The 21,621-nt window shown below is 39.6% G+C and carries 18 protein-coding genes and 1 tRNA gene; 2 read left to right on the top strand and 17 right to left on the bottom strand.

The genetic code is table 11. From position 1 onward, the window contains the following. Positions 1–204: 204 nt before the first annotated feature. The 3 genes from BMX21_RS05710 to BMX21_RS05700 all read right to left on the bottom strand — a co-directional run bounded on the left by BMX21_RS05710 (position 205) and on the right by BMX21_RS05700 (position 4,469). Positions 205–2,511, bottom strand: a complete 2,307-nt coding sequence (locus BMX21_RS05710; RefSeq protein ID WP_177173940.1) for a putative bifunctional diguanylate cyclase/phosphodiesterase — start codon at positions 2,509–2,511, stop codon at positions 205–207. A 16-nt stretch (positions 2,512–2,527) separates the two neighbouring features. Next, a complete protein-coding gene (locus tag BMX21_RS05705; protein ID WP_022752947.1) occupies positions 2,528–2,803 on the bottom strand; it encodes a late competence development ComFB family protein in 276 nt (91 codons plus the stop codon). A 304-nt stretch (positions 2,804–3,107) separates the two neighbouring features. Then, the gene (locus BMX21_RS05700) at positions 3,108–4,469 is read right to left on the bottom strand and encodes an SPFH domain-containing protein (RefSeq protein WP_092042243.1); all 1,362 of its coding nucleotides are present in this window, start codon (positions 4,467–4,469) and stop codon (positions 3,108–3,110) included. 362 nt (positions 4,470–4,831) lie between these two features. On the opposite strand from BMX21_RS05700, the gene BMX21_RS05695 reads away from it, so the two are divergent. Next, positions 4,832–6,208 carry an MATE family efflux transporter gene (locus BMX21_RS05695; RefSeq protein ID WP_092042240.1) on the top strand — a complete coding sequence of 459 codons (1,377 nt, stop codon included), beginning with the start codon at positions 4,832–4,834 and terminating at the stop codon, positions 6,206–6,208. A 132-nt stretch (positions 6,209–6,340) separates the two neighbouring features. Here the strand turns inward: BMX21_RS05695 and BMX21_RS05690 are convergent, their stop codons facing one another. Further along, the gene (locus BMX21_RS05690) at positions 6,341–6,922 is read right to left on the bottom strand and encodes an ATP-binding cassette domain-containing protein (protein WP_027204928.1); all 582 of its coding nucleotides are present in this window, start codon (positions 6,920–6,922) and stop codon (positions 6,341–6,343) included. 60 nt (positions 6,923–6,982) lie between these two features. Continuing rightward, positions 6,983–7,126 carry a hypothetical protein gene (locus BMX21_RS19340; protein ID WP_155243817.1) on the bottom strand — a complete coding sequence of 48 codons (144 nt, stop codon included), beginning with the start codon at positions 7,124–7,126 and terminating at the stop codon, positions 6,983–6,985. A 113-nt stretch (positions 7,127–7,239) separates the two neighbouring features. Between BMX21_RS19340 and BMX21_RS05685 the strand changes: the two genes are divergently transcribed. Further along, positions 7,240–7,323 (top strand) — tRNA-Leu (locus BMX21_RS05685). A 142-nt stretch (positions 7,324–7,465) separates the two neighbouring features. On the opposite strand, the gene BMX21_RS05680 is transcribed toward BMX21_RS05685, so the two are convergent. The 12 genes from BMX21_RS05680 to BMX21_RS05625 form a co-directional block, all read right to left on the bottom strand. Continuing rightward, entirely contained in the window at positions 7,466–9,484 is a 2,019-nt protein-coding gene (locus BMX21_RS05680) for a serine/threonine-protein kinase (protein ID WP_092042235.1), read from the bottom strand. A 35-nt stretch (positions 9,485–9,519) separates the two neighbouring features. Next, positions 9,520–10,104 carry an FHA domain-containing protein gene (locus tag BMX21_RS05675; RefSeq protein WP_022752941.1) on the bottom strand — a complete coding sequence of 195 codons (585 nt, stop codon included), beginning with the start codon at positions 10,102–10,104 and terminating at the stop codon, positions 9,520–9,522. Positions 10,105–10,110: 6 nt separating this feature from the next. Continuing rightward, positions 10,111–10,377 (bottom strand): hypothetical protein, encoded by a 267-nt coding sequence (locus tag BMX21_RS05670; RefSeq protein WP_022759040.1) that lies wholly within the window; start codon positions 10,375–10,377, stop codon positions 10,111–10,113. Positions 10,378–10,392: 15 nt separating this feature from the next. Beyond that, entirely contained in the window at positions 10,393–10,596 is a 204-nt protein-coding gene (locus tag BMX21_RS05665; protein ID WP_027215465.1) for a hypothetical protein, read from the bottom strand. A gap of 59 nt (positions 10,597–10,655) precedes the next feature. After that, complete coding sequence (locus BMX21_RS05660) at positions 10,656–10,889, bottom strand: hypothetical protein (protein WP_022752938.1); 234 nt, start codon at positions 10,887–10,889, stop codon at positions 10,656–10,658. Further along, positions 10,886–11,278 (bottom strand): hypothetical protein, encoded by a 393-nt coding sequence (locus BMX21_RS05655; protein WP_022752937.1) that lies wholly within the window; start codon positions 11,276–11,278, stop codon positions 10,886–10,888. Before BMX21_RS05655 ends, BMX21_RS05660 begins: the two co-directional genes overlap by 4 nt. Before the next feature lie 12 nt (positions 11,279–11,290). Next, complete coding sequence (locus tag BMX21_RS05650; RefSeq protein WP_022752936.1) at positions 11,291–11,539, bottom strand: hypothetical protein; 249 nt, start codon at positions 11,537–11,539, stop codon at positions 11,291–11,293. Next, positions 11,536–12,333: a hypothetical protein gene (locus BMX21_RS05645; RefSeq protein ID WP_022752935.1), complete on the bottom strand. Its 798-nt coding sequence runs from the start codon at positions 12,331–12,333 to the stop codon at positions 11,536–11,538. Before BMX21_RS05645 ends, BMX21_RS05650 begins: the two co-directional genes overlap by 4 nt. Then, complete coding sequence (locus BMX21_RS05640; RefSeq protein WP_027204931.1) at positions 12,314–13,036, bottom strand: LytR/AlgR family response regulator transcription factor; 723 nt, start codon at positions 13,034–13,036, stop codon at positions 12,314–12,316. The genes BMX21_RS05645 and BMX21_RS05640 overlap by 20 nt, the downstream gene beginning before the upstream one ends. Before the next feature lie 41 nt (positions 13,037–13,077). Further along, positions 13,078–17,820, bottom strand: a complete 4,743-nt coding sequence (locus tag BMX21_RS05635) for an FtsK/SpoIIIE domain-containing protein (protein WP_092042233.1) — start codon at positions 17,818–17,820, stop codon at positions 13,078–13,080. Between the two features lie 180 nt (positions 17,821–18,000). Continuing rightward, positions 18,001–19,707 carry a GGDEF domain-containing phosphodiesterase gene (locus BMX21_RS05630; protein ID WP_092042231.1) on the bottom strand — a complete coding sequence of 569 codons (1,707 nt, stop codon included), beginning with the start codon at positions 19,705–19,707 and terminating at the stop codon, positions 18,001–18,003. A 31-nt stretch (positions 19,708–19,738) separates the two neighbouring features. After that, on the bottom strand, positions 19,739–21,382 hold the full coding sequence (locus BMX21_RS05625) for a putative manganese-dependent inorganic diphosphatase (protein ID WP_092042229.1): 1,644 nt from the start codon (positions 21,380–21,382) through the stop codon (positions 19,739–19,741). Between the last annotated feature and the right edge of the window lie 239 nt (positions 21,383–21,621).

The following is a 21,621-nucleotide window of genomic DNA, read 5'->3' as shown; positions in this document are numbered from 1 at the left end:
AGCGGACCTATGAATCAAACTCGGGTATCCTCATGTAATATAGCATGAATCTGATCCTGGGATTAAAAAGTCAGAAGCAGAATGTGCTTCAACTTTGAAAGGCCGAAATCGTGTTTCAGCTATTCGATAATAACACAATTCCGGCCAAATGTATCCCCATTTTTTTATTTTTGCAAAAAATATTTTGTCTTAATTATTTCTCTACTATTTATTAACGTGATCTCGATATTTTTCTTCGAATTCACTAACAGGAAGCGGCTTGGAATAGTAGTATCCCTGGAATATATCGCATCCAAGTTCACGCAATGACTTGACCTGATGTTCATATTCCACACCTTCTGTAATAACCTTCATTTTAAGTTCATGAGCAAGGCTTATTATGGATTCAAGGATTTTCTTACTCCTTTGCTCATTTTCTGTCTCATGAAGGAATTCCATATCGATCTTTAGTATCTCTGCAGGCATATCTTTTAACAGACTAAGAGATGAATACCCTGTACCAAAATCATCAATCTCAAAATCAAAGCCAAAATTGTTGAGTTTGCCTATAAGAGTCAACTGCCTTGTAGGTTCTATCATAAGTGCAGTCTCTGTAATCTCAAGTTTGAGCTTGGAAGGTGATATATCATACTTATTCACAAGTCCTGTGAATTCCTTAAATACATCCACATAGTAGAAATCTTTGGGCGATATATTAACGGATATATTAAGTCTTTCAAAAGGTGTGCCCTTCCATGCTGCCAGCTGCCTCGCCGCAAGCTCCCATACATGAAGATCAAGCTTGTACAGACATCCTGTTTTCTCCAGAATATCTATAAACACTCCGGGAGTTAGTATTCCGCGCTTCGGATCATCCCATCTTACAAGAGCTTCAGCCCCTATCACTTCGCCAAGAGGAGTAACTTGTGGCTGAAGGAATATAACAAACTGATTCTTGTCTATAGCCTGCTCTAATTGATTAGCAACCTGCCTGTCATGGAGGATATCCGACATCATTTTGTCATCATAAGTAACTATAGTATTGCCGGGCTCATCGCGGATGGTGCTGATAGCCATATTGGCTCTATCACACATGAGAGATACTTCCATCTCAGGATTGGTTATATTATAGATTCCGCAATGGATAGTCATGCTGTAATAAGAGCTTGCTATCAGTTTAGACACCTCTGCAAGCTGCTTACTCATGTCAGTAGCATCGTACCTGTCTTTGGTGGTCAGAATAGCGAACTGATCCGCAACTATTCTGGCTGTGACATCTTTTTGATACGTACCTGTATTGATCATAGCCGCGATCTTCTGGATTATCTCATTACCTTTGTCAAATCCAAACAGATCATTTATTATCTTAAAATCTCGTACGTTAGTGCAGATAAGCATGTAATCAGATCTGGGTTCTTTTTTTAAAGTCTCTTTGACAATCTCATAGAAACCTTCCTTGTTATAAAGACCTGTAAGCTCATCGTGGGTCAATTTATAATGCTCGGATATAATGGCGTTCTGCTCAGCAGTATGATCAGATATACTATAGAATCCGCCGATCTTATTTCCTCTTCTATCCCTAAGAGTGCCTCCATCTATCTGAAGATACTTTGTACCAAGATCTTTGCCTTTTATTTCTTCGATCCATCTGTCGTATATCTTATTACGACCATCTCTTTTTTCAAGAAGTTCATCTATCTTAGCCTTCAGCGCATCCAGATCATCAGCAGGAATATTGAGAAGTTCAAAGGTTATCTCATTGACAAGTGCAAGATTGCCATCATTATCATAGGCCACAAGTCCACTGCTTTGCCTCTTAAGAGACTCTTCCATGGTTCCGATCTTGATCTTCTCCGGTACATAGTAACTCATGATGTAATAATTAAGCATTATCATAAGAGTATTTAGAAAAAGAACTACAGGAACCGGAAAATCCAAATAAAAATTAACTCCAAGTATAGTTTCAAGGCCTCCAAACAAAGCAACTATCGCTATATATCTTATCTTATAGATTCCCTTGGAAGTAAAGATCCTTATTATCGATGGCACCATAAATGAAAGCGATATAATAAAGCACACTACATAATGAAAATATGCCGGTTCATGATTATCTATAAAAACTCCAAGATCAAGGAATCTGGCCGGCTTGTCATTAATTACATGTACAGAAAATACAAATCCTGTAAACATGTTGAATATAAGTAAAGCCGTATCTACAACCAAAAGACCTCTTATGATATACTCTACGGTTTTAGTTTCATTAGATGGGTATATATAGCTGGTAAAAAGCTTATAGAACATAAAGAATTCATATGCGATGAAGATATAATACATCGACTCGCACGCCATCACAACACCACTGTATGTAGTGCATGCAATGACCATATTTGCTGTTATCGACAGCATAGATGCCCCAAGCGCCCATACTGAATAGATGCTATAGAGCTTGCCAAGCCTGTTAACAACATATATAGATATGGCATTAACTATTAAGATTAGAAAAAGGCATATAATTGCCGCATAATTAATCATAAAAACCACCCGGTTATTATTGCTGCTTAGGATGTCTTGGATTTTGAGATATGATTTCGATAGATCTAATAATCTCCTGAACCACCATGGCATCATATTGATTGTTCTGAGCTTCGACATTTAGAAAGATCGCACCCTTTTCAGAAGATGTATATCTTGGCGGCAGATGATTAAGCGCAAGATTGGCTATATCCTGTTTGCATTCATCACAGGTGCACACATTGGGAAACATTGTGAGCACATTATCAAGCTTATCTACAACTATTTTTTCCATATAATTTGTGAGCTGCATATTAACCCCTTCTCTATGTAATCACCTTATTCCAAATAACATAGTTCAGCCAGTCCTGATCAGGTAGATCATTTATGCAAGGCAGGCATAGGCGGTGCCTATGTTCCTTATGAAGAACGGATTTATATTTATATTTATATTTATGATCATGTAAAAAAATATGATCATTCCCCGTAAGTTTATCGGTCAATTTCAGTGAATTATTAACTTCGCCTTATTCTCATAAGTTCAAAAAATCCCACACCGTCATCTGCTCAGAATCCGGTGTGGGATTTTAGTATTTATAATAAATATATTCAGTTGATCATCTTACGATGTCTTCATCACCAAATGGATCTCCGCATTCAGGACAGAACTTAGGAGGATTTGAAGGATCTTCAGGCTCCCATCCGCACTTATCGCACTTATATACAAGAGCTCCTTCAGGTTTCTTCTCGCCGCATTCCTGGCAGAACTTGCCCTGATTGAGTTTGCCGCACTTAGGGCAGTTCCATCCAAGCTGAACATCCTCCGGCTTCTTCTCACCACAGTTCTGACAGAACTTACCTGTATTCTGAGTACCGCACTTAGCACATGTCCATGCATTTGCACTCTTAGGCTGCATAGTAGCAGCTCCAAATCCACCATCAGCTGCTGTATTGTAATTATTAGCAGGAACCTGTCCCTGCTGACCCTGGAATGAATTCATAGCATTAAATCCTGCATTCTGTGCCATGTTCATACCCATGAATCCCATCATCGCGCCGTTGGTATTCTTGGCAGCATCTCTCATAGCATCAGCTGTAGCACCAACCATAGTAGCCTGTGCCATACCCGGATCTCTGTTAACAGCAGACTTCTGTATATCCTTGATCATCTTCTCATCTTCTTCAGATGCCTTTACAGAAGATACACCAAATGATGCGATCTCGATACCACGCTGGTCTCTCCACTTGGAAGAAAGCTCCTCATTAAGAGCCTGAGCGATCTCAGCTGTATGTCCCGGGATTGCAGAATATCTTACGCCCATACCTGAAATCTTGGCAAATGCAGGCTGAAGAGCTGTAAGAAGCTCTGACTTAAGCTGAGAATCAATCTGTGATCTTGAATAATCACCTGAAACGTTGCCACATACATTGGTATAGAACAAAATAGGATCAATGATCTTGTAGCTGTATTCACCAAAACACTTGATGGAGATATCAACGTCAAGTCCTACATTCTGATCTACTACTCTGAAAGGTACTGCATTAGCTGTACCATACTTGTTACCAAGAATTTCTTTTGTATTGAAATAATATACTCTCTGATCCTTAGGAGCTTCGCCGCCAAATGTAAATCTCTTACCAATGCTTGCGAATGTTGCTCCAATGCCTTCTCCAAGGCTTCCTGAGAAGATTGATGCCTCTGTAGAAGCGTCATATGTGAATTCACCAGGTTCTGCACAAAGCTCAACGACCTTGCCCTGATCTACGATTATCATACACTGTCCGTCTGCTACTGCAATAACAGAACCTGTAGTAATGATATTGTCACTTCCCTTTGTATTAGATGAACGACCTGAAACTCTCTTGCTTCCTTTAGTTACAAGAACATCGTTCGGAATAGACTCACAATAGAAATACTCTTTCCATGAATCAGCAAGAACGCCACCCGCTGCCCCTGCTATAGCTTTAATAAGACCCATTAGAATATCCTCCTTATAATTCCATGATAGCTATACAATTGATAATGTGCCGCATCTGTATAACATTATATCAAAGACATATTAATATTTCATTAATAAATTACAAGGATATAAACCATCTAATTTAGTTTTTACGCTAGAATAAACGGTGCTATTTTTTAAGATAAAGTTTGAAAGTGTTCCGCTTTCAAACCCAAATTGGCGTCGCGAGCTCTACCAATTCAAACAATTTAGCTGCTCTCTTTGCTCGCGACATAAAGTTAATGATCAGGTCAAAATATCTTCTTGATATTTTGAGTCTATAGAAATTATAATAGTAGCGGCCAAATTTGGTTAAATTTTTTAAATCAGGATAGATCATTATGGAAAACAAATCTAAAAACCCTTTAGGAAGTAAGAAAATATCAACTCTATTAAAAGAGTTCGCGATCCCCAGTATCATAGCCATGCTTGTTGGCTCTCTTTACAATGTTGTCGATCAGCTTTTTATCGGACAGAATATTGGAGAACTCGGCAATGCTGCAACCAATGTTGTATATCCTTTAGTACCTGCCTGCATTGCAAGTGCTCTTTTGTTCGGAATAGGAGGAGCGTCCAACTTCAACCTTGCAATGGGAAGAGGCGAAAAAGACGGAGCCAAGTATTATATAGGTAACGCTGCATCCATGGCATTTCTGATCGGATCTATAATTGCCATATTCTCAGAGATAGCATGTAATGACATGCTGGTATTTTTTGGTGCATCCTCTAATGTATATCCTCTGGCAGAAAGCTATTTAAGGATCACAGCCGTAGGCTTTCCCTTCCTTATCTTCTCTTCCTGCGCCACACATATCATAAGAGCAGACGGAAGCCCCAAATATTCTATGAAGATGAATCTCACAGGTGCTATTACCAATATCATACTTGACTATATATTTATCTTCATATTCGGATGGGGGATGTTCGGAGCAGGATTTGCAACAATAATAGGTCAGATCATCTCAGCTGTAATGGGAGCTGTATACCTTACAAGATACAAGACAGTCAGACTAGATATAGCATCTTTTATCCCCAGATTATCAGTTGTTATCAGTATCGCTTCACTGGGTGCAGCCAACTGTTTCAACCAACTGGCAATGATGGTTCTGGCTATCGTACTCAATAAAAGCCTTAATTACTATGGCGGACTGTCACCCTATGGTACAGATATCCCTCTTGCAGTATCCGGTGTATCTCTTAAATGCATGCAGATAATGATGTCCTTTGTGATCGGTCTGTCACAAGGACTTCAGCCTATCGCAAGCTTCAACTATGGAGCAAAACAATATGCAAGGGTTAAAGAAGCCTTGTTTGGAGCCTTAAAAACAGGTGCTGTGATAAGTTTCTTAGGTTTTATCATCTTCCAGGTATTCCCTCATCAGGTTATCGAGATGTTCGGCCAGGGTTCTGAAGAATACTTCGAATTCGGAGTCAGATACATAAGAATCTATTATCTATTCCTGTTTACTTATTTCATACAGCCAATAGTTTCAAACTTCTTCTCAGCTATCGGCAAACCTATCAAGGGAATCTTCCTATCGCTTACAAGACAGGTAATATTTTTCCTTCCTCTTCTTCTGCTGCTTCCAAAGTTCTTCGGAATAAACGGAATCCTCTATGCAGGAGCAATGACAGATCTTATCGCTGCAAGTGTATGCAGCATCGTAGGACTTAAGGAGATAACAAAGCCACAGTATTCAAAGACTTCCGCTAATTAAAATCGCCATATAATGCAGCAATAAAGACCGTGAGGATTATTCACGGTCTTTTTGATTATCTGATCATGTATACTGAAAGTATTAATCAAAGCACATAATATATGATAGGTGTCAAAAGATCTTTTTGGCATCTTATGCCAGTCTGAAGTTCTTATATGCTTCCAGCCCCTCAGTAGTCCTTTGGACATATACAATTCCCTTGTGACCTGCAGCTTCCTTGATAAAATCTATAGCAGCTTTCCTCTTTTCAGGAGTAAGTCCCCTAAAAGGTTCATCCATTATCAGAACATCCGACGGAATGCAGCAGGCTCTGACTATACATATACATCTTCTTACATCCTCCGGAAGTTCACAGACAGGTCTTCCCAGATATTTTGTGTCAATGAGCATCTCGAGCTCCTGGGCTGCCCGTCTTTCGGAATATCTGTTATTTACCAAAACAATATTTTCTTCTGCAGAAAAATACTCACAAAGTCTGTCTTCCTGAAATACTACTCCTGCATTGACCCTGTCATATTTATAGTCTCCAAGCAGTGATACGTAGCCCTTATCCGGCTTTCTAAGCCCCAGTACTACATCTACAAGAGTAGACTTGCCGCTTCCTTCAGGGCCTGTAACAGCCCATGTATCGTCTGAACTTATCTCAAATGTCACGTTATCAAGAACTTTCTTGCCATCCAAATTTACAGTTATATTCTTTGCCTCAATTGTCATATTAACCTCTTGCAAACTTATGCCTTTTCTAGTCTTGGTCATATACTTCTTATTTTATATTCATTCTTCTACTTTGCTTCCCTTATTAAGCCGGTTCTTATACATATTCGGAAAAAGAGCCGGAAGATATATATACTTAATTCTTGTCATAAATGACAGATGATATATATCCGCCATCTCAATCATTTTTGGATCAACTTTCATTTTCTTTTCTCCTTTTTCACTATTTGGGGAGGTTTGAATTATTTATTTAAAATAATGTGCGATTACTTCTTGCACCAATCGCGCTAATATGCTATTATTATGGAGTTGCAAACGCCGGTGTGTCGGAATTGGCAGACGAGGCAGACTCAAAATCTGTTTGGGGCAACTCAGTGCGGGTTCAAGTCCCGCCACCGGCATTTGTATGAAGGAATTTATAGTTTAGGCTATGAATTCCTTTTTTATTATGCCCCGGATCCACATGTCTTAGCACAGCAGGTATGGACCCGGGGCATAAGTAATTCCAGTTATCATTCCATGAAATTATAAAGCAATCATCCCTCACTCAAAGAGGTCAAGCCCCCATATATAGCCCCAGCCATACTCCCAGCTTACATCGCTGTCTTCCTCGATCTTGGCTTTAGTGTCAGTAAAGCGCTTCTCTTCTGCCGAGTCTATAACTGTGTTCTCACCATAAGCATAATCAACAGTCATTGTGATACCTATCTTGTCATAAGAATACGTAAATACTTCATTAAATTCTTTTATCTTCTCATTGATCGCATCACAATCAAAGTCCTTCATAGTAATAGTGATTCTCTTAAGCCTATGATCTTCACTATCAAAATAAGCAGTTATATCAGCGTTAGGAACAAGCCCATAATTCTTTATATAACTCTTTGGAATATCCTCATAAATATTTAATTCATCTATTGTTTTTACAATGGCATTAGGATTTAGCTCACCAGTTACTTTATAATAGTATCTGTCGTTTATCTTAGCCTTATCTTCTGCCAGTTTCAGGCTTCCATTAAGGTATGACGCATTAAAAAGAGCCGTTATGATATATGAATTATATGAATCATCAATTGAATAACTATTTGCTTCGTGCCTGCTAAGTCTATATGTATCACCATTTAAATGATCCAATATGATATAAGCGATATTACCATCACCGACAGAACTGGTATCTTTTACATACAAGCTGTCGCCTTGCCCTTTCCATACCTCTGTAACTTCTTCTATCCTACTGCTTTCAGACTTATAGCTTGTACTTTTCTTACAATCAATCGTTGTCTTGATCTTAAGTTTTATATTTTCATAAGAATCAAGGCCATAAGCGCTCTCATTGATAAGACTATACGCCGTTACTTCGTTCACAATTTCTTCTTTATAAAAGACTCTCTTCAATGTAAAAGTTCCTGCAAGAATACAGATAACAGCAACGGCAAGAGATACTATCAGCTTCTTTTTGCTTATCTTTTGATGTATCTTTTTAGTATCCTGCAAAGCATTCTGACTATCCGGAGTTAAAGTAACCATTCCGGATATTTCATCTATCACATGGGATTTTATCTCATTCCTGGCATTGATTATCTGCTCAGTTTTGATAACCGGAACCTTAAGCTCCATCTCATCTGTGAGCTGTTTCATGGATCTGGTTCTTAGTTCAGGAGTTATTGCAAGTCCGTGCATAAGTGCATCTTCCTGTCCGCCCAGAATCTCAGCTCCCATCTTAGATGGTCTTACCAATGTGTCCCCTCCTACTCTTTCATCTGCGCTCACAGGATTAACTCCCGTCAGCATATAATAGAAAGTAGCACAAAAAGCATAGACATCAGTCCATGGTCCCAAAGATATGTTCTTTTGGTATTGTTCTATAGGGGAGTAGCCTGACCTAAGAACCAGGATCTCATCACTATCATCCGGCTTATCAAAACGACTTGCAGATCCAAAATCAAGGAGCTTGGCACGTCCATCCGGAAGAACCATGATATTGGAAGGACTTATATCACGATGAATAAGCCCTCTTTCGTGTATACGTTCAAGGACTTTGATAACCGGACTTAACATTTTATAACAGAAGTCAAATGTTACATCAGGATTCCTCTTACGGAACTGCTCAAGGGTCATGCCCTCAAGATATTCCATAACTATATATACTGTTTCGTTTTGATTGAATATGTCACTGACCCTGACAACACCCGGTTCATCTGCAAAATCACCAAGTGTTCGTGCCTCCAGAAGGCACTTGTTCATTTCATGATCATAGACTGACTTTTTAGAAGGATTTATTAAGACGACATTATCGGATACCTCTGTATCTCTTTGAACAAGACGATCCGGATAATACTCTTTGATCGCAACCTTCATATCAAGGCGCAGATCACAGCAGCTATAAGTTATTCCGAATCCGCCCTGACCTATAGCTGCTCCGATATAATATCTATCCTGCAGAACTGTTCCTATCTGCAGCATATATTTTTCGTTTTTGACTTTTACATCTTTTCCGCAAAAGCCGCAATGTGTAAAATCATCAGGAATCATCTCCTGACAATGCGGACATCTGATAATCCCCAATTATGCCTTCCTCCGACAGCTGCCCCAAAATATGATCAAGCGAATTTGATACTGAGCCTGATCTTGCCCACTACAATCTCTGTTCCTGAGTATATAGCAGCGCTTTCTTCAATCTTCTGCCCATTCACAATGAGCGGATTAGTCTTACTCTTGTTCTCAATATATGTCTTACTTCCGGCACAATAGATACGACAATGTACGCCTGAAACTGTATCATCATAATCAAGGCATACCTGATTGCTCTTATCATAGCCTATATATACACCTGACTCAGACAAAGGAAGTTCAAATATCTTATCAGGTCTGTCTATATCATTTATCCAGATTTTGCCGGGAGAATCAAACAAAAGCATTGTATCTCCCGAATCTCTGTCTCCAAGATCTACAAACTTAGTACGATGTACATTATCACTTTCAGCTGCTTTCTTAACACTACCACCTTTACCTGCAACATTCTTTAATGCTTTGTTTGCAGTTTTGTTTGCAGCTTTTTTTGCAGCCTCGTTCTGTCTATTATATTCTGCATTATTTTTTATATATACAAGAAGGACTATTATGAAAGCTATCAACAATACAATAATAGCCACCAGAATATACCAGTATTTTTGTAATATTTCCATTACTTATCATGCCCTTTCACTTTTAGATAACAGATATCTCATCTGTTCTGCAAGCTTTACTGTTTTATCAAGATCTTCTTTCAAGGCATCTGTTACAGCATCTTCTTTGGTTCGGAACATGTCTGCCTCTTCGCCTTTCCATGAATCAAATGTCTTTTCATCACTCTCAACTATGACATTAAGTACATCTTTCTTAAGGGCATCTGCAAGCTCTTCTATCTTAAGTACCCTGTCTTTCAAAAGTTCAGGAGTTATCGTATTTTTATCTGCCATAAAACACCTCTATAATCAATTCAACAGATCAGAATCAAATACATCTGTCTTAGTGCTTGTCTTTGTATCTTCCGGGAAGTGATCCGCATAATCCATAGCATCATCAATGATATCTGCAAAAATATCCTGATGCACATCACTGCTTTCACTTTTCCAATAACCGCTCATATTTCTGACGGTATTGCTTAGCTGCTCTATTTCTTTTTTCATATTATTCATAATACAACCTCTTGTAAAGACCGTAAGCTCGTGCATGTGATCAAATAAGAAAATGATCCTTATATACTGATTGAAGAGATAACATCACGAACTTCGCTTCTCATTCTATTATAATTATCAGCTGCAAAACGTATACAACGGCTATACTCTTCTATACCGCTTTCTACGTTATCTCCCTGCTCTTTAAGCTCCTTGGGCTCGTCCTGTCTTAAGTTTCTGATCCTTGTAAGGTGCTCTGAAACTGACTGGGAATCTCTTACAAGCTGATCTATATCCACCATTATCCTGCTCAACTTTCTTCACCTCCTATGTTCCTTAGACTATCGCCACTTACAACACGTTCATAGGAAGCTCGCAGTGGTTCAAGATCATTGAGGATTCCGAGCTCTCGTCCCTTGATAATAAAGCCTGTTCCATCAGAATGATCAGCGATAAGCTTCTCTCCATCTTCATAAATTCTGGATATGCTGTGAAGAGCTATACCCATCTGTCTTATTCTAAGGATATCCTTAATAAGACCTGCATTGATATCCCTAGCCTGACTACATATATCATCAAAACCCTCATAAGACTCCAGTTCTTTGATAAGCCTTTGAAGTTCAAGTGATCTGTCTTCCAGCCTCTTACAGATTTTAACTCTGCTATCAGCTGCCTCTTTTAAAATATCTGTATCAACTCTCATAATCAACCTCTACTAAAACAATAGCAAGCGCTCTGCGCTGCGTACCCCCTGCTGAGAAAGCGTTTTACCTTTTTCCAAGATCCTGTTTTGTGAGACTGAACATAGCATAAGATCATCATCGTCTCCCATCATCTCACACTGTTCTTTCTGGCACAGGATATCTTTGATCTCTGTTATAAGTTCAAAGACAGTCTTGGACTCATCCAGACTGAACTGATAATGCCTGTCAAGAGATACAACCTGCAAATCAACAAGTATCATATATTCGCCCACATCTTCTCATAAGCCGGCCATACTTCCATTCCTTCATCCTCTGAAAGAATATCTCCTGCCGGACACTCTATGCACCATTCTGAAAATCTGCCACGAAGCATCATTCTGTACTTGGTCACAACACCGTCACTTCCTCGCATGAATGACATCGCAAAGACAGGAGTAAGTCCTGAACTTTTAGAAGCTTCATCCATCCATGTTTCAAGATCCATAACATCCATCTTCCTGACTGCTTTGAGATTCTCTCGTTCAATATCTTCAGGATCTATAGCCTTTATGAATTCATTGCTGGCATCCTCTGATCCGGGAATATTCTCTTCAAGATCAAAAGATTGTCTGAGCCAGTCTTCAAAATCCTCTTTATCAATAGCTGTGACGATTATCCTGTCTTGTCTATGGCTGTCAGCTTCAACTAAAGTAACTCCTTTATCGCTGATATAGATGAATTTCTGATCCATCTCCTTGTCATAAGGAACCAGCATTATCACTTTCTGAGCAGAAAGTAAAGGCTCCATAAAATCCATAGCCTCTTTAGAAGGATGGATATCATCTGCTCTCATGGCAGAATCCCTTTTACTTTCATCAAGCACATCTTCATTTACAGGAACTTCAAGCAGACCATCTCTTGCAAGTCTGAATGCACTTGAAAGCATCTGAAGATCATCAATTTCGTTTGCCTTTGGCAGAGCCAGTGAACAGATTCTGTCCTTTTTAGCAGATAAAAGAAGGACTGAAAGATCAAGTCTGCTCATTATATAACCGTTATTCATTTTCAATTCCATACTCTTTGATTTCCTTCTTATATGTTCTAGATACAGGTACTACGTCGCCATTCTTCATGATGATAACGTTCTCCGAAATGATAATGCTGTCTGCATGAAGCATATTGACTATAAAACTTCTGTGACATCTTCTAAAATGATCCGGAAGTTTCTTTTCAAGATCATCAAGTGTCTCATACAATCCGTACTCCTGATTCTTGATCCTGACAAATACCTTCTTATCTCTGGCTTCAAGAAAATCGATAAGGTCAAGCTGGAGATATTTCTGTGCATGACCTGTATAGACACTTATAAGCTGGCCTCTGCTCTTGGAGAGCCTGTCACGGATAAGGTCAAAAGACTCCTCTAATACTTTATCAAGAGCAACAATATCGAAAGGCTTTAAAAGAAGCGCATCCGGTGCTATTCCGGCTCTTACATAGAGCATGGGATTGGTCCTGCTGGATGCAAAGAGGAACAAAAAGGCTGTCGGGTTGTCTTTTCTTAATGAAAGAAGCTTATTGCCCGCTCCTCTGACCGTAGTATCCCATACTAAAATATCGTGTTTCCTGACTTCTTGGAGCCTCGCCATTGCCTCATAGAAATCTTCTGTATAACAAAAATCCCAATAATCATCAGTATACTTGGCCGCATAATCCGGAACGAGTTCTTTCAACATGCGAGTTTCAAGCATACTGTCCACTAGTGAAAGATAATAAACCATATTAACCTCATGTGTTATAAATTGTTTGAATCATAAGCGCCTTATGCAAGCGGAATCACTACCTGTACCGAGCCCTTATCATTATATGATGATGTGATACCGGATCCGGGCTTTCCTGCAGCAGTCAGCTTTCTATACGGAACACCATCAAATCTGAGTATACTCTGTGAATCAGCCATACCGCCGAGATGTATACCATTTTTATAAGATGTAAAGCTTTCGTATACCGAAAGTCCTGCAGCATCCATTCTCTTTTCGTCGTCGTAGGCTGCAAAGAAATATATATCAAGCAGGCTGCCTTTCTCAAACAGATTGGTAATTGCACCCGCAAGATTATGACTTGCGCCTTCCGAACCATGCATCATCAAAGTAAAGCTCACAAGATCATCTATGAAAATAAAATACGGATGACCTTCTTTTCTGATCTCACGAAGGATATCTTCATCACTTACACCCTCATCTTTAAGTTTGGACTTAAGAGCATATCTTTCTTTAAAAACAGGAATTATATTTTTAAGCCATCCAACCACGCCGTCTACTTCCGAAACATATCCAAAGCCCATATTTGAAGCATCGTTTTTAAGCTCTTTCCTGCCGCTTGTTTCAAATACAGTCACTTCCCTGGCGCCGATAAAGCGGCAGGTTCTGGAAAGTATACGGATAAGATTGGTCTTACCGCTTCTGGGTCTTCCACTTATCAGATACAGATATGTCATATCAAGATCAATACTCTCGATACGTGCACTTGTAATATTATAACCGAAAGGAAGCAATCCTGCATCAATATTTGTTAAAGAATCCTTAAACAATGACCATGACGGTTTATCAGGAATATAAGGTATAGCCATAGCTTTAGGCCCATGATAGCTCATAGTTTCTTTAGAAAGTATATCTTTGATACTTTCAGTCCTTGTCAGATCATCTTCGCACAAGCTAAGCGCTGTCTGGAACTCAAGCGTATGACCGGATGATATTATAAGGCCCCTTCCTGCTATGGATTCCTGAGGCATTATCTCTATCTGCGATGTACGAAGTACATCCATGTAGCCGACTTTATCAGCCATCTGCAAGCAGAATATGTTACGTATACTCTCAGACATTCGACCAGGGATATCCCTCATTCCAAATCCACTACCGGAGATAAGAAGATATATGCCAACAGATGCACATTCCCTTGCAATCTGAATGATGGCATCATCATATGCGCCTTCCGTCTTCTCACGCAGTGAAGCCATATCATCGATCACAACAATGATCGCGGGATCCTTAAAGCCTTTTTCTGCACGAAGTCCGTCAAATCCTGCTCCCGCATACTCTTTTCTTCGCCTTACGATCTCATCCTGTATCATACAGATAAGATTGGGAACCTTCCGGATATCTGTATCATATACTATTCCGCCTGTATGGGCATCATCTTCAAAAGCTTCAAACGCTCTTCCGCCAAAATCAATGATATAAGCGTTCAGCATAGAAGGGTCATAACTTTGATATAGTGAAAAGACAACCGTCTGCAAGAACGTACTCTTACCACTAAGTGTCATACCACATACAGCTGTATTGCCACCTCTTGAAAAATTGATAATAAGAGGCATCTGATACTGGTTAACAGGATCGTCTATAAGACCTGCATAAGCCTTGATATCAGCGCCGCCCATAATATGTGGCCATCGGCCGCTGTTATAGGATGCCTTCTTGTAACCATCGAGCAATTCCAGTGATAGTTTTTTGGGCAGTTCAGGAAGCCATAACGGACTATTATTGTAGAGCTCAAGTTCATTCGAACATTCGATTATATATTCAATTACACTTTCAAGCTCAGTTTTTTCACGTCTTTGAGGCAGTCTTATATTCTCCGTCTCAGAGCGCTCTATGATCCTGTCTGCGAGAGCATCATTATCCTTGCCAAGCTCAGGTTCTGCCACAAGTATCTCATCTCTTAATCTTACAAAATTAAGATAGAGCATATCTTCATAAGCTGTACCTACAAGCGAAGCTTCATTTTTGACAAGATCAAGGATGAATTCATGACGAAGAGCAGCTTTGCGGCGGCTTTCAAGATAGTTACCAATAAGTCCTTCACGACCTGTGTTAGTGAGAAGTCTTGCTGTTATCTTGTGACCTGATCCATCCTTATCATAAGCCTGACCTGTATAACCTGACTGAAACTCTTTATAAAGCTCATCACTTCCTACCTGCAGGATAGCTCTACCTGTAGTTGACAAAAATGCTGCGTCGCTTTTGTGGAGCATCTCAATACTATCCTTCTGGTCCTGTACACGCAGACAGATTCTGAACTTTGAGTTACTCCAGATATTATCATCCACAGTTCCTGAGGGCTTTTGAGTAGCAAGTATCAGATGTACTCCAAGGCTTCGACCTATCTGCGCAACACTTATAAGCTCGCGCATAAAATCAGGCTCTTCAGCCTTAAGCTGTGCAAATTCATCTATTATTATCAAAAGATGCGGAAGCGCAACTTTAGTCTCACCGTTTTTATAAAGCCTTGTATATGCATCAATATTATTAACACCGCTTTCTATAAAAAGGCGCTGCCTGCGTCTGTTCTCACTTTTTATTGCAACCATTGCGCGGCGAACAAGTGCTCCGGACAGGTTAGATATCTGGCCGGCCACGTGTGGAAGCTTTGCAAATGCATTGCCCATTCCGCCTCCCTTATAATCGATAAGGAAAAAGGCAATATCTTCAGGGCTGTATTCTACAGCAAGCGACAAAATAAATGTCTGCAGAAGTTCAGACTTACCACTACCTGTAGTTCCTGCTATAAGTCCATGAGGGCCATGATATTTTTCATGCAGGTCAAGAATACAAGGACGTCCCCCGGCTATCTGACCGATGCGTCCTCTTATTCCTTCATAGGTGCGGTTTCTGCGCCATCTGTCCTTGATATGCAGATCTTCCGGGCTTGATACACCATACATATCAAAGAAGCTGACTTCATCCGGAATCTCACCGCCTCCGCCTTCATTATCAACTACAACAGTTGACAAAGTACCTGAAAGCTCATACAAGATCTCAGCACTTATATTGTCAAATTCTATCTCTCTTCCGCTGCCTCTGCCTTCGCGGATGTAATACATACCTTTATAGTTATTATCATTTTCTATAACAAGGTTGCAGGCATTTGGAAGATCAGCCACATCCTCAGCCATAAGAAGTGTTGTAACAAAAGGAGCATTCTCGTGATCTGAAAGATACTTGGTTATGAGCTCTCCTTCAAGAAGAGACTGATCCTCTACTATGATCACATAGTGCGGATGCTCTTTTTCAGGATTCTTGACATATTCCCTGAACACAGAAGTAAGGTCATAACATACATCACTTACCTCTTCCTGTTCAAAAGCTATATATCTCCTCTTCCTGTCTTCAGACCATACATGAGGAAACCAAAGGGCAAAGGACCAGGATTCATTATTGCCTGATATATCACTTGCTGTAATGAAAGCAAGCTTTACATCCGTATAGCAGTTCTGAGTTGTGATCTGGGCTATAAGATCATAAACTATCTGGTATGAGCCCCTTTTACCGTTACCACCGACTATACCAATAAGATTCTCTCCGGAGAGGTCCACACATACAGGAACATCTTCAAGCATCTTGTATTTTTTGGATATATCAAGGCACCTTTTATCAAGCTCATCATCATAGAAAACATTGTCACCTTCAGGCAGTTCCACCTTCATCTGAAAAGGTATACTGCCCTTGCCGACTCTGTGATACAGAAAATCCTTGTGGGTAGTATTTCTGCTCCAGAGATTATCCGGAAGTCCCTTTTTAAAATCGCAAGCTTCTTCAGCACTCTTATATCTGTCGTTTAAGATCTTCTTGTTTCTTTCACAGTTTGATGAGATCTTCTCTTCCATCACATCAAGATACTCAGAATAGTCCTCTCTTATACGATTTATCTCTTTGGACACCCTTGTATATGGCAAAAGAGAATCATTGGCGATCATATGGGCACTTGCAGGAAGATGCTTTAGGATTATCTCATCTGAACAGAGCCTGTCCATATTACGAGGAGGTCTGTGATAGATAACCTTATAATTGTCAGGCATCACCGCATAATCAGGTGTCTTTTCATCTCTGCCGGTATCTACGCTACCCTGCAGCTTATTATCTATCCGCATGAGCTTATCTGACAGAGTCATATGCGAAGTCTGATCTATAGCAAGCACATCACCTGCATAGACCATATATAGTCCCCAGATATTGATCCTGTCGCCAAAAATCAGCTTTCTGGAACCATGTATAGCAATATCATTAATAAATGTTCCGTTAGTACTTTTATCAGTCAGAATCCATCCGCCTTCTTTAGTGTCAGCTTCCATCACGGCATGAAGGGATGAGATAACCTCTCTGTCAGATATATGAAAAGAATACTTTACATCACTATCATCAGCGCTTCCTATAGAAAGTTTTACTATATTACTAAGGTCATACTTCTTGTATGCAATAAAGGGTTGTTCTTTTTCCCTTACCATGACCGCAAGACGTTCACCGTATCTTGTACGCAAAGAAAGGCTATCGCCCTCTTTGAGGTCGTAGCCGGCATTCTCAATCTTGCAAAGCGGAAGTTTTACAGAGTTTATTTCATCAGATGATAGAAATCTCCATTTTCCGCCTATATTTTCCAAAAGAACCGCAACATCTTCTTCGATGCGGAATTTTCTGCTCTCTATACGAAGAGCAAGCCTTCTGTTAACTCCCGCCGGAAGAACAAATTCCTTAAAGGCGCTTTCGGAATATATTGTAATAGCTATACTCATGTCAATTCCTGCACTATATACTAATTATAGTTTTTTATCTTTTCTTGTATTTATTTAAATATATTTCTTTAAATATACTTCTTTTGCTGTATTTCTTTTTACGGTATTTCTTTTTACTGCTTTTCTTTTACTACTTTTCTTTTTCTACTTTTCTTTTACCGCTATTCTTTTACTGCTTTTTTACTGCTTTTTCTTCTTGGCCCACGTAACTTCATAACGTCCTCTGTCAAGGATCTTGCTAAAGTCACTGTAGTTAAGCGGCTTATCAAAAAGGAATCCCTGTGCACTGCTGCATCCAAGTCTTAGCAGAAAGTCAACCTGATCACAGTTGTCTACGCCCTCTGTTATAACCTGAAGTCTTAAAAGGCGAGCCATTGCAATGACAGATCCAACTATAGCTTCATCCTCTCTTGTCAGGACCTCTTTGTCGATAAAAGATTTATCGATCTTGATCTCACTTACAGGAAACTCACGTATTACAGACAATGATGAATAGCCTGTACCAAAGTCATCAATAGATGTGGATATATCATTATCTCTCATCTGTCTAAGGAATGATAAAAGTCTCTCCTGCTCATCTGAATAAGCTGTCTCCGTAACTTCTATAATGATCTCATCCTTATCAATACCGTATTTGTCCATTATATTAGTTATGATCGAAGAAATATTGGGTATCTCCAGATCCCTTTTTGAGAAGTTAACAGATATCGGCACTACAGGCCTTCCAGCTCTCTTCCTCTCAGCGATCATACGGCATACCTGCCTTAAAATAAAGAAATCAAGCTCGCTTATTCTGGTAGATTTCTCAAGAATCGGAACAAATCCATCAGGAGAGAGCATCGTTCCTTTATAGTTCCATCTTACAAGAGCCTCTGCACCTATTACTTCTCCTGTCTCAAGATTGACTTTGGGTTGATAATAGGTTGTGATATTCCCGTTATTGATAGCACTTGTAAGCCCGTCATAGATCTGCTTGTCATAATCGATCTCGTTCTTGATCTCAGATGTCATCCATACAACATTTCTGCGCTTCCTTCTTGCATAGTTGAGCGCAGCTCCGGGCTGACCTATAACTTCGCCTGGATGGTGGATGTTGCCGCTTTCAAGATCATAGATTCCAATAGTTGCCTTAAGAGTCACAGGTATTCTCTTACCCTTATACATTCCATAAGTCTGAATGGACTTGATCTGGTTTAAGAAATACTCTGATCTGTCCTTCTTGATAAAAGCAACAAAATTATCTCCTCCAAGATGACCTACTTCTTCATCTTCGGTGAGCCTTTTCTTTAATTCTCTGCCGTAGCGTTTTAAAATGACATCAACTTCCTTTTCATCGAACTCATAATTAAGAAGTCCGAAACCACGCAAGTTGAAATAGAAAGCAGTGTAGGCATCGTAAGAGTTCTTCTTCACACATTCAAGAACTTTTGCCATATATCCCGCCTGATTAGGGAGCCCTGATACTTTCTGGGTTACGTAGGCTTTTTTAAGTCCCTTCTTAAGATACATCCTTTCGACATGAATATACATTTCAGAAAGAAATATTCTAAGTGTCTCTTTCTCTTCTTCTGTAAAATGTCCATCTTCACAAGTTGAAGTACACAAAAAACAGATATTCCTGTCGGCCGGGCCAAAAGAAAATATCTCCTGATATTCAGACAGCTCCAATCCCTTATCTTTTACAAACAAGGGACGGGAGACTCTTTTTTTATCAATAATAATGTTGGTATCATTTGGTGTAAATGATACTTCTAAAACAACCTTCCCCAATGGCAACCACTTTGATACTGCCTCAAATGCTTCCTGAGATATCTTGATCGAATTATCATCCTTCAACAAGATCTCTGAAAACTCCCTAAGTGTTTTGCTTTTTAATACCTCGTTCACTATAGTCCTTTCCCAATAAGATTTCAGATGATCAACCTTCTAAGGTGTCTACGATTGTAGGCAGGAACTGTTTCTTACGTGACACAACGCCTTGCAGATATGCTCCGTTATTTCTTGTTTCAACTGAAAATCCATTTTCTATAATACTCTCTGCACCGTTTCCTGCAAATACGACGTCAGATGATTCTTTTAATATATTTGTAAGCAGGAAGAATATCATGTCTATTCCGTCTGCTTCAAGTGTCTTATCAAGTTCAGATACAACTTTCTTCTTGATGTCGGCAAGCTCTTCTGCGCTCATGGAGTTGATCTGTCCTATACCGATAGTCTTATTGTCAACCGTGAACTTCTTGAAATCCTGATGTATGATCTCAGGACCTGTCTTAGATCCAAGGTTGCTACCTGCATGGAACATCTCCATAGCAAACTCTTCTGCATTAACACCGGCGATCATCGAAAGCTCTGCACCGGCATTCTTGTCAATCTGAGTGCATGTAGGGCTTCTGTACATAAGTGTATCAGATAAAATGGCAGCCATAAGAAGACCGGCTGTCTGAGGATCTATATCAACATGATTCTCTTTATACATTAAGTATACAATAGTAGAAGTTGATCCCAGAGGCTGATTTCTAAAGAAAACAGGTGAAGACGTAGAAATAGTACCAAGCCTGTGGTGATCTATGATCTCTAAAAGCTCAGCAGATTCTATGCCGTGTACTGCCTGATTCTTCTCATTATGGTCTACAAGTATGAGCTGTTTCTTCCTTGCACCCAGGAAATTACGACGTGATATCATTCCCACATATCTGTCGTACTCATCAAGGACAGGGAAATATCTATGACGTTCCTGAGCCATAACTTCCTGAATGTCCTCAATATAATCATCCATATGGAAGGATACAAGTCCCTCACTCTTCATGAAGTGATCTATAGGCATACTACTGTTAACAAGTCTTGATGCCGTAAATGTATCATGAGGAGTAGTGATGATACGACAGTTGTGAGCAACTGCCTGCTTCTGTATAGTCTGTGCAACTTCTGCGCCGTCGCAGACTATGATACAGTCCGCATCCATTTCAAGAGCGCACAGCTGAGTCTCATAACGATTGCCAAGGATAACAACATCTCCGGAATCGATGATATTCTCCATAACTTCAGGACTGGCTGCAGCAACTACGACTTTACCCTTTTCGACATTGCCTTCTTCACTTCCTACTATCATCTTGCCATCAAGAGTCTTGACTATGTTCTTGTATGAAGTTCTGGCACTTGCGAGTATATCTGAATCATATACATCCATGTAGGATGTAACGATATCATTGGTAGTGATGATACCCTGAAGCTGGTCATCCTTGGTAACGCACACAGTTACAACTCCGGCATTACGCATGATCTCCCACGCATCTTTCAAAGATGTATCGCCTGCTGCGCCTGCAAGATCCCTTATCTCCAGATCCTTGACCTGAGTTCTTACATCAGTCAGCATCAAAGGCTTTTCTACTTCAAATCTATCAAGAACATAGCTGGTCTCCTCATTAAGATGACCTGCTCTTCTTGGTTCGTATGCTTTTCCTGTTATGATAGTCTTAAGCCTTGCATAGGCAATAGCCGCACAGACGCTATCAGTATCAGGGTTCTTATGTCCAACTACAAATACAGGACGTTCTTCTTTCATATAATAACCTCATAAATTTAAATCTGCACAAATACATTCAATTCTTTTCGTCAATTTTCCAAAAATATTATATCATAACGCTTAATAGTACAGACTAGAAATAGTCGTATAAAAATTATTAGTTTTTATACAACTTCAACAATAACACATAAAACATCCAGATTAAAACACCTATATCATTGTCAAGAATATACAACGGTGTTATATATTCAAGAATAGATATTGCTATTAAAGCAGTG

Origin of the sequence: Butyrivibrio sp. TB, from assembly GCF_900110805.1 — a bacterium.
Taxonomy (GTDB): Bacteria; Bacillota; Clostridia; order Lachnospirales; family Lachnospiraceae; genus Butyrivibrio; species Butyrivibrio fibrisolvens_C.
Note: the sequence above shows the minus strand (reverse complement) of the source record. Positions and strands in the feature narration are given on the sequence as shown.

Excerpts from the sequence above, each read along its gene's own strand:
- BMX21_RS05710 (WP_177173940.1), bottom strand. The coding sequence starts at position 2,511 with ATGATTAATTATGCGGCAATTATATGCCTTTTTCTAATCTTAATAGTT.
- BMX21_RS05705 (WP_022752947.1), bottom strand. The coding sequence starts at position 2,803 with ATGCAGCTCACAAATTATATGGAAAAAATAGTTGTAGATAAGCTTGAT.
- BMX21_RS05700 (WP_092042243.1), bottom strand. The coding sequence starts at position 4,469 with ATGGGTCTTATTAAAGCTATAGCAGGGGCAGCGGGTGGCGTTCTTGCT.
- BMX21_RS05695 (WP_092042240.1), top strand. The coding sequence starts at position 4,832 with ATGGAAAACAAATCTAAAAACCCTTTAGGAAGTAAGAAAATATCAACT.
- BMX21_RS05690 (WP_027204928.1), bottom strand. The coding sequence starts at position 6,922 with ATGACAATTGAGGCAAAGAATATAACTGTAAATTTGGATGGCAAGAAA.
- BMX21_RS19340 (WP_155243817.1), bottom strand. The coding sequence starts at position 7,126 with ATGAAAGTTGATCCAAAAATGATTGAGATGGCGGATATATATCATCTG.
- BMX21_RS05675 (WP_022752941.1), bottom strand. The coding sequence starts at position 10,104 with ATGGAAATATTACAAAAATACTGGTATATTCTGGTGGCTATTATTGTA.
- BMX21_RS05670 (WP_022759040.1), bottom strand. The coding sequence starts at position 10,377 with ATGGCAGATAAAAATACGATAACTCCTGAACTTTTGAAAGACAGGGTA.
- BMX21_RS05665 (WP_027215465.1), bottom strand. The coding sequence starts at position 10,596 with ATGAATAATATGAAAAAAGAAATAGAGCAGCTAAGCAATACCGTCAGA.
- BMX21_RS05655 (WP_022752937.1), bottom strand. The coding sequence starts at position 11,278 with ATGAGAGTTGATACAGATATTTTAAAAGAGGCAGCTGATAGCAGAGTT.
- BMX21_RS05650 (WP_022752936.1), bottom strand. The coding sequence starts at position 11,539 with ATGATACTTGTTGATTTGCAGGTTGTATCTCTTGACAGGCATTATCAG.
- BMX21_RS05645 (WP_022752935.1), bottom strand. The coding sequence starts at position 12,333 with ATGGAATTGAAAATGAATAACGGTTATATAATGAGCAGACTTGATCTT.
- BMX21_RS05640 (WP_027204931.1), bottom strand. The coding sequence starts at position 13,036 with ATGGTTTATTATCTTTCACTAGTGGACAGTATGCTTGAAACTCGCATG.
- BMX21_RS05635 (WP_092042233.1), bottom strand. The coding sequence starts at position 17,820 with ATGAGTATAGCTATTACAATATATTCCGAAAGCGCCTTTAAGGAATTT.
- BMX21_RS05625 (WP_092042229.1), bottom strand. The coding sequence starts at position 21,382 with ATGAAAGAAGAACGTCCTGTATTTGTAGTTGGACATAAGAACCCTGAT.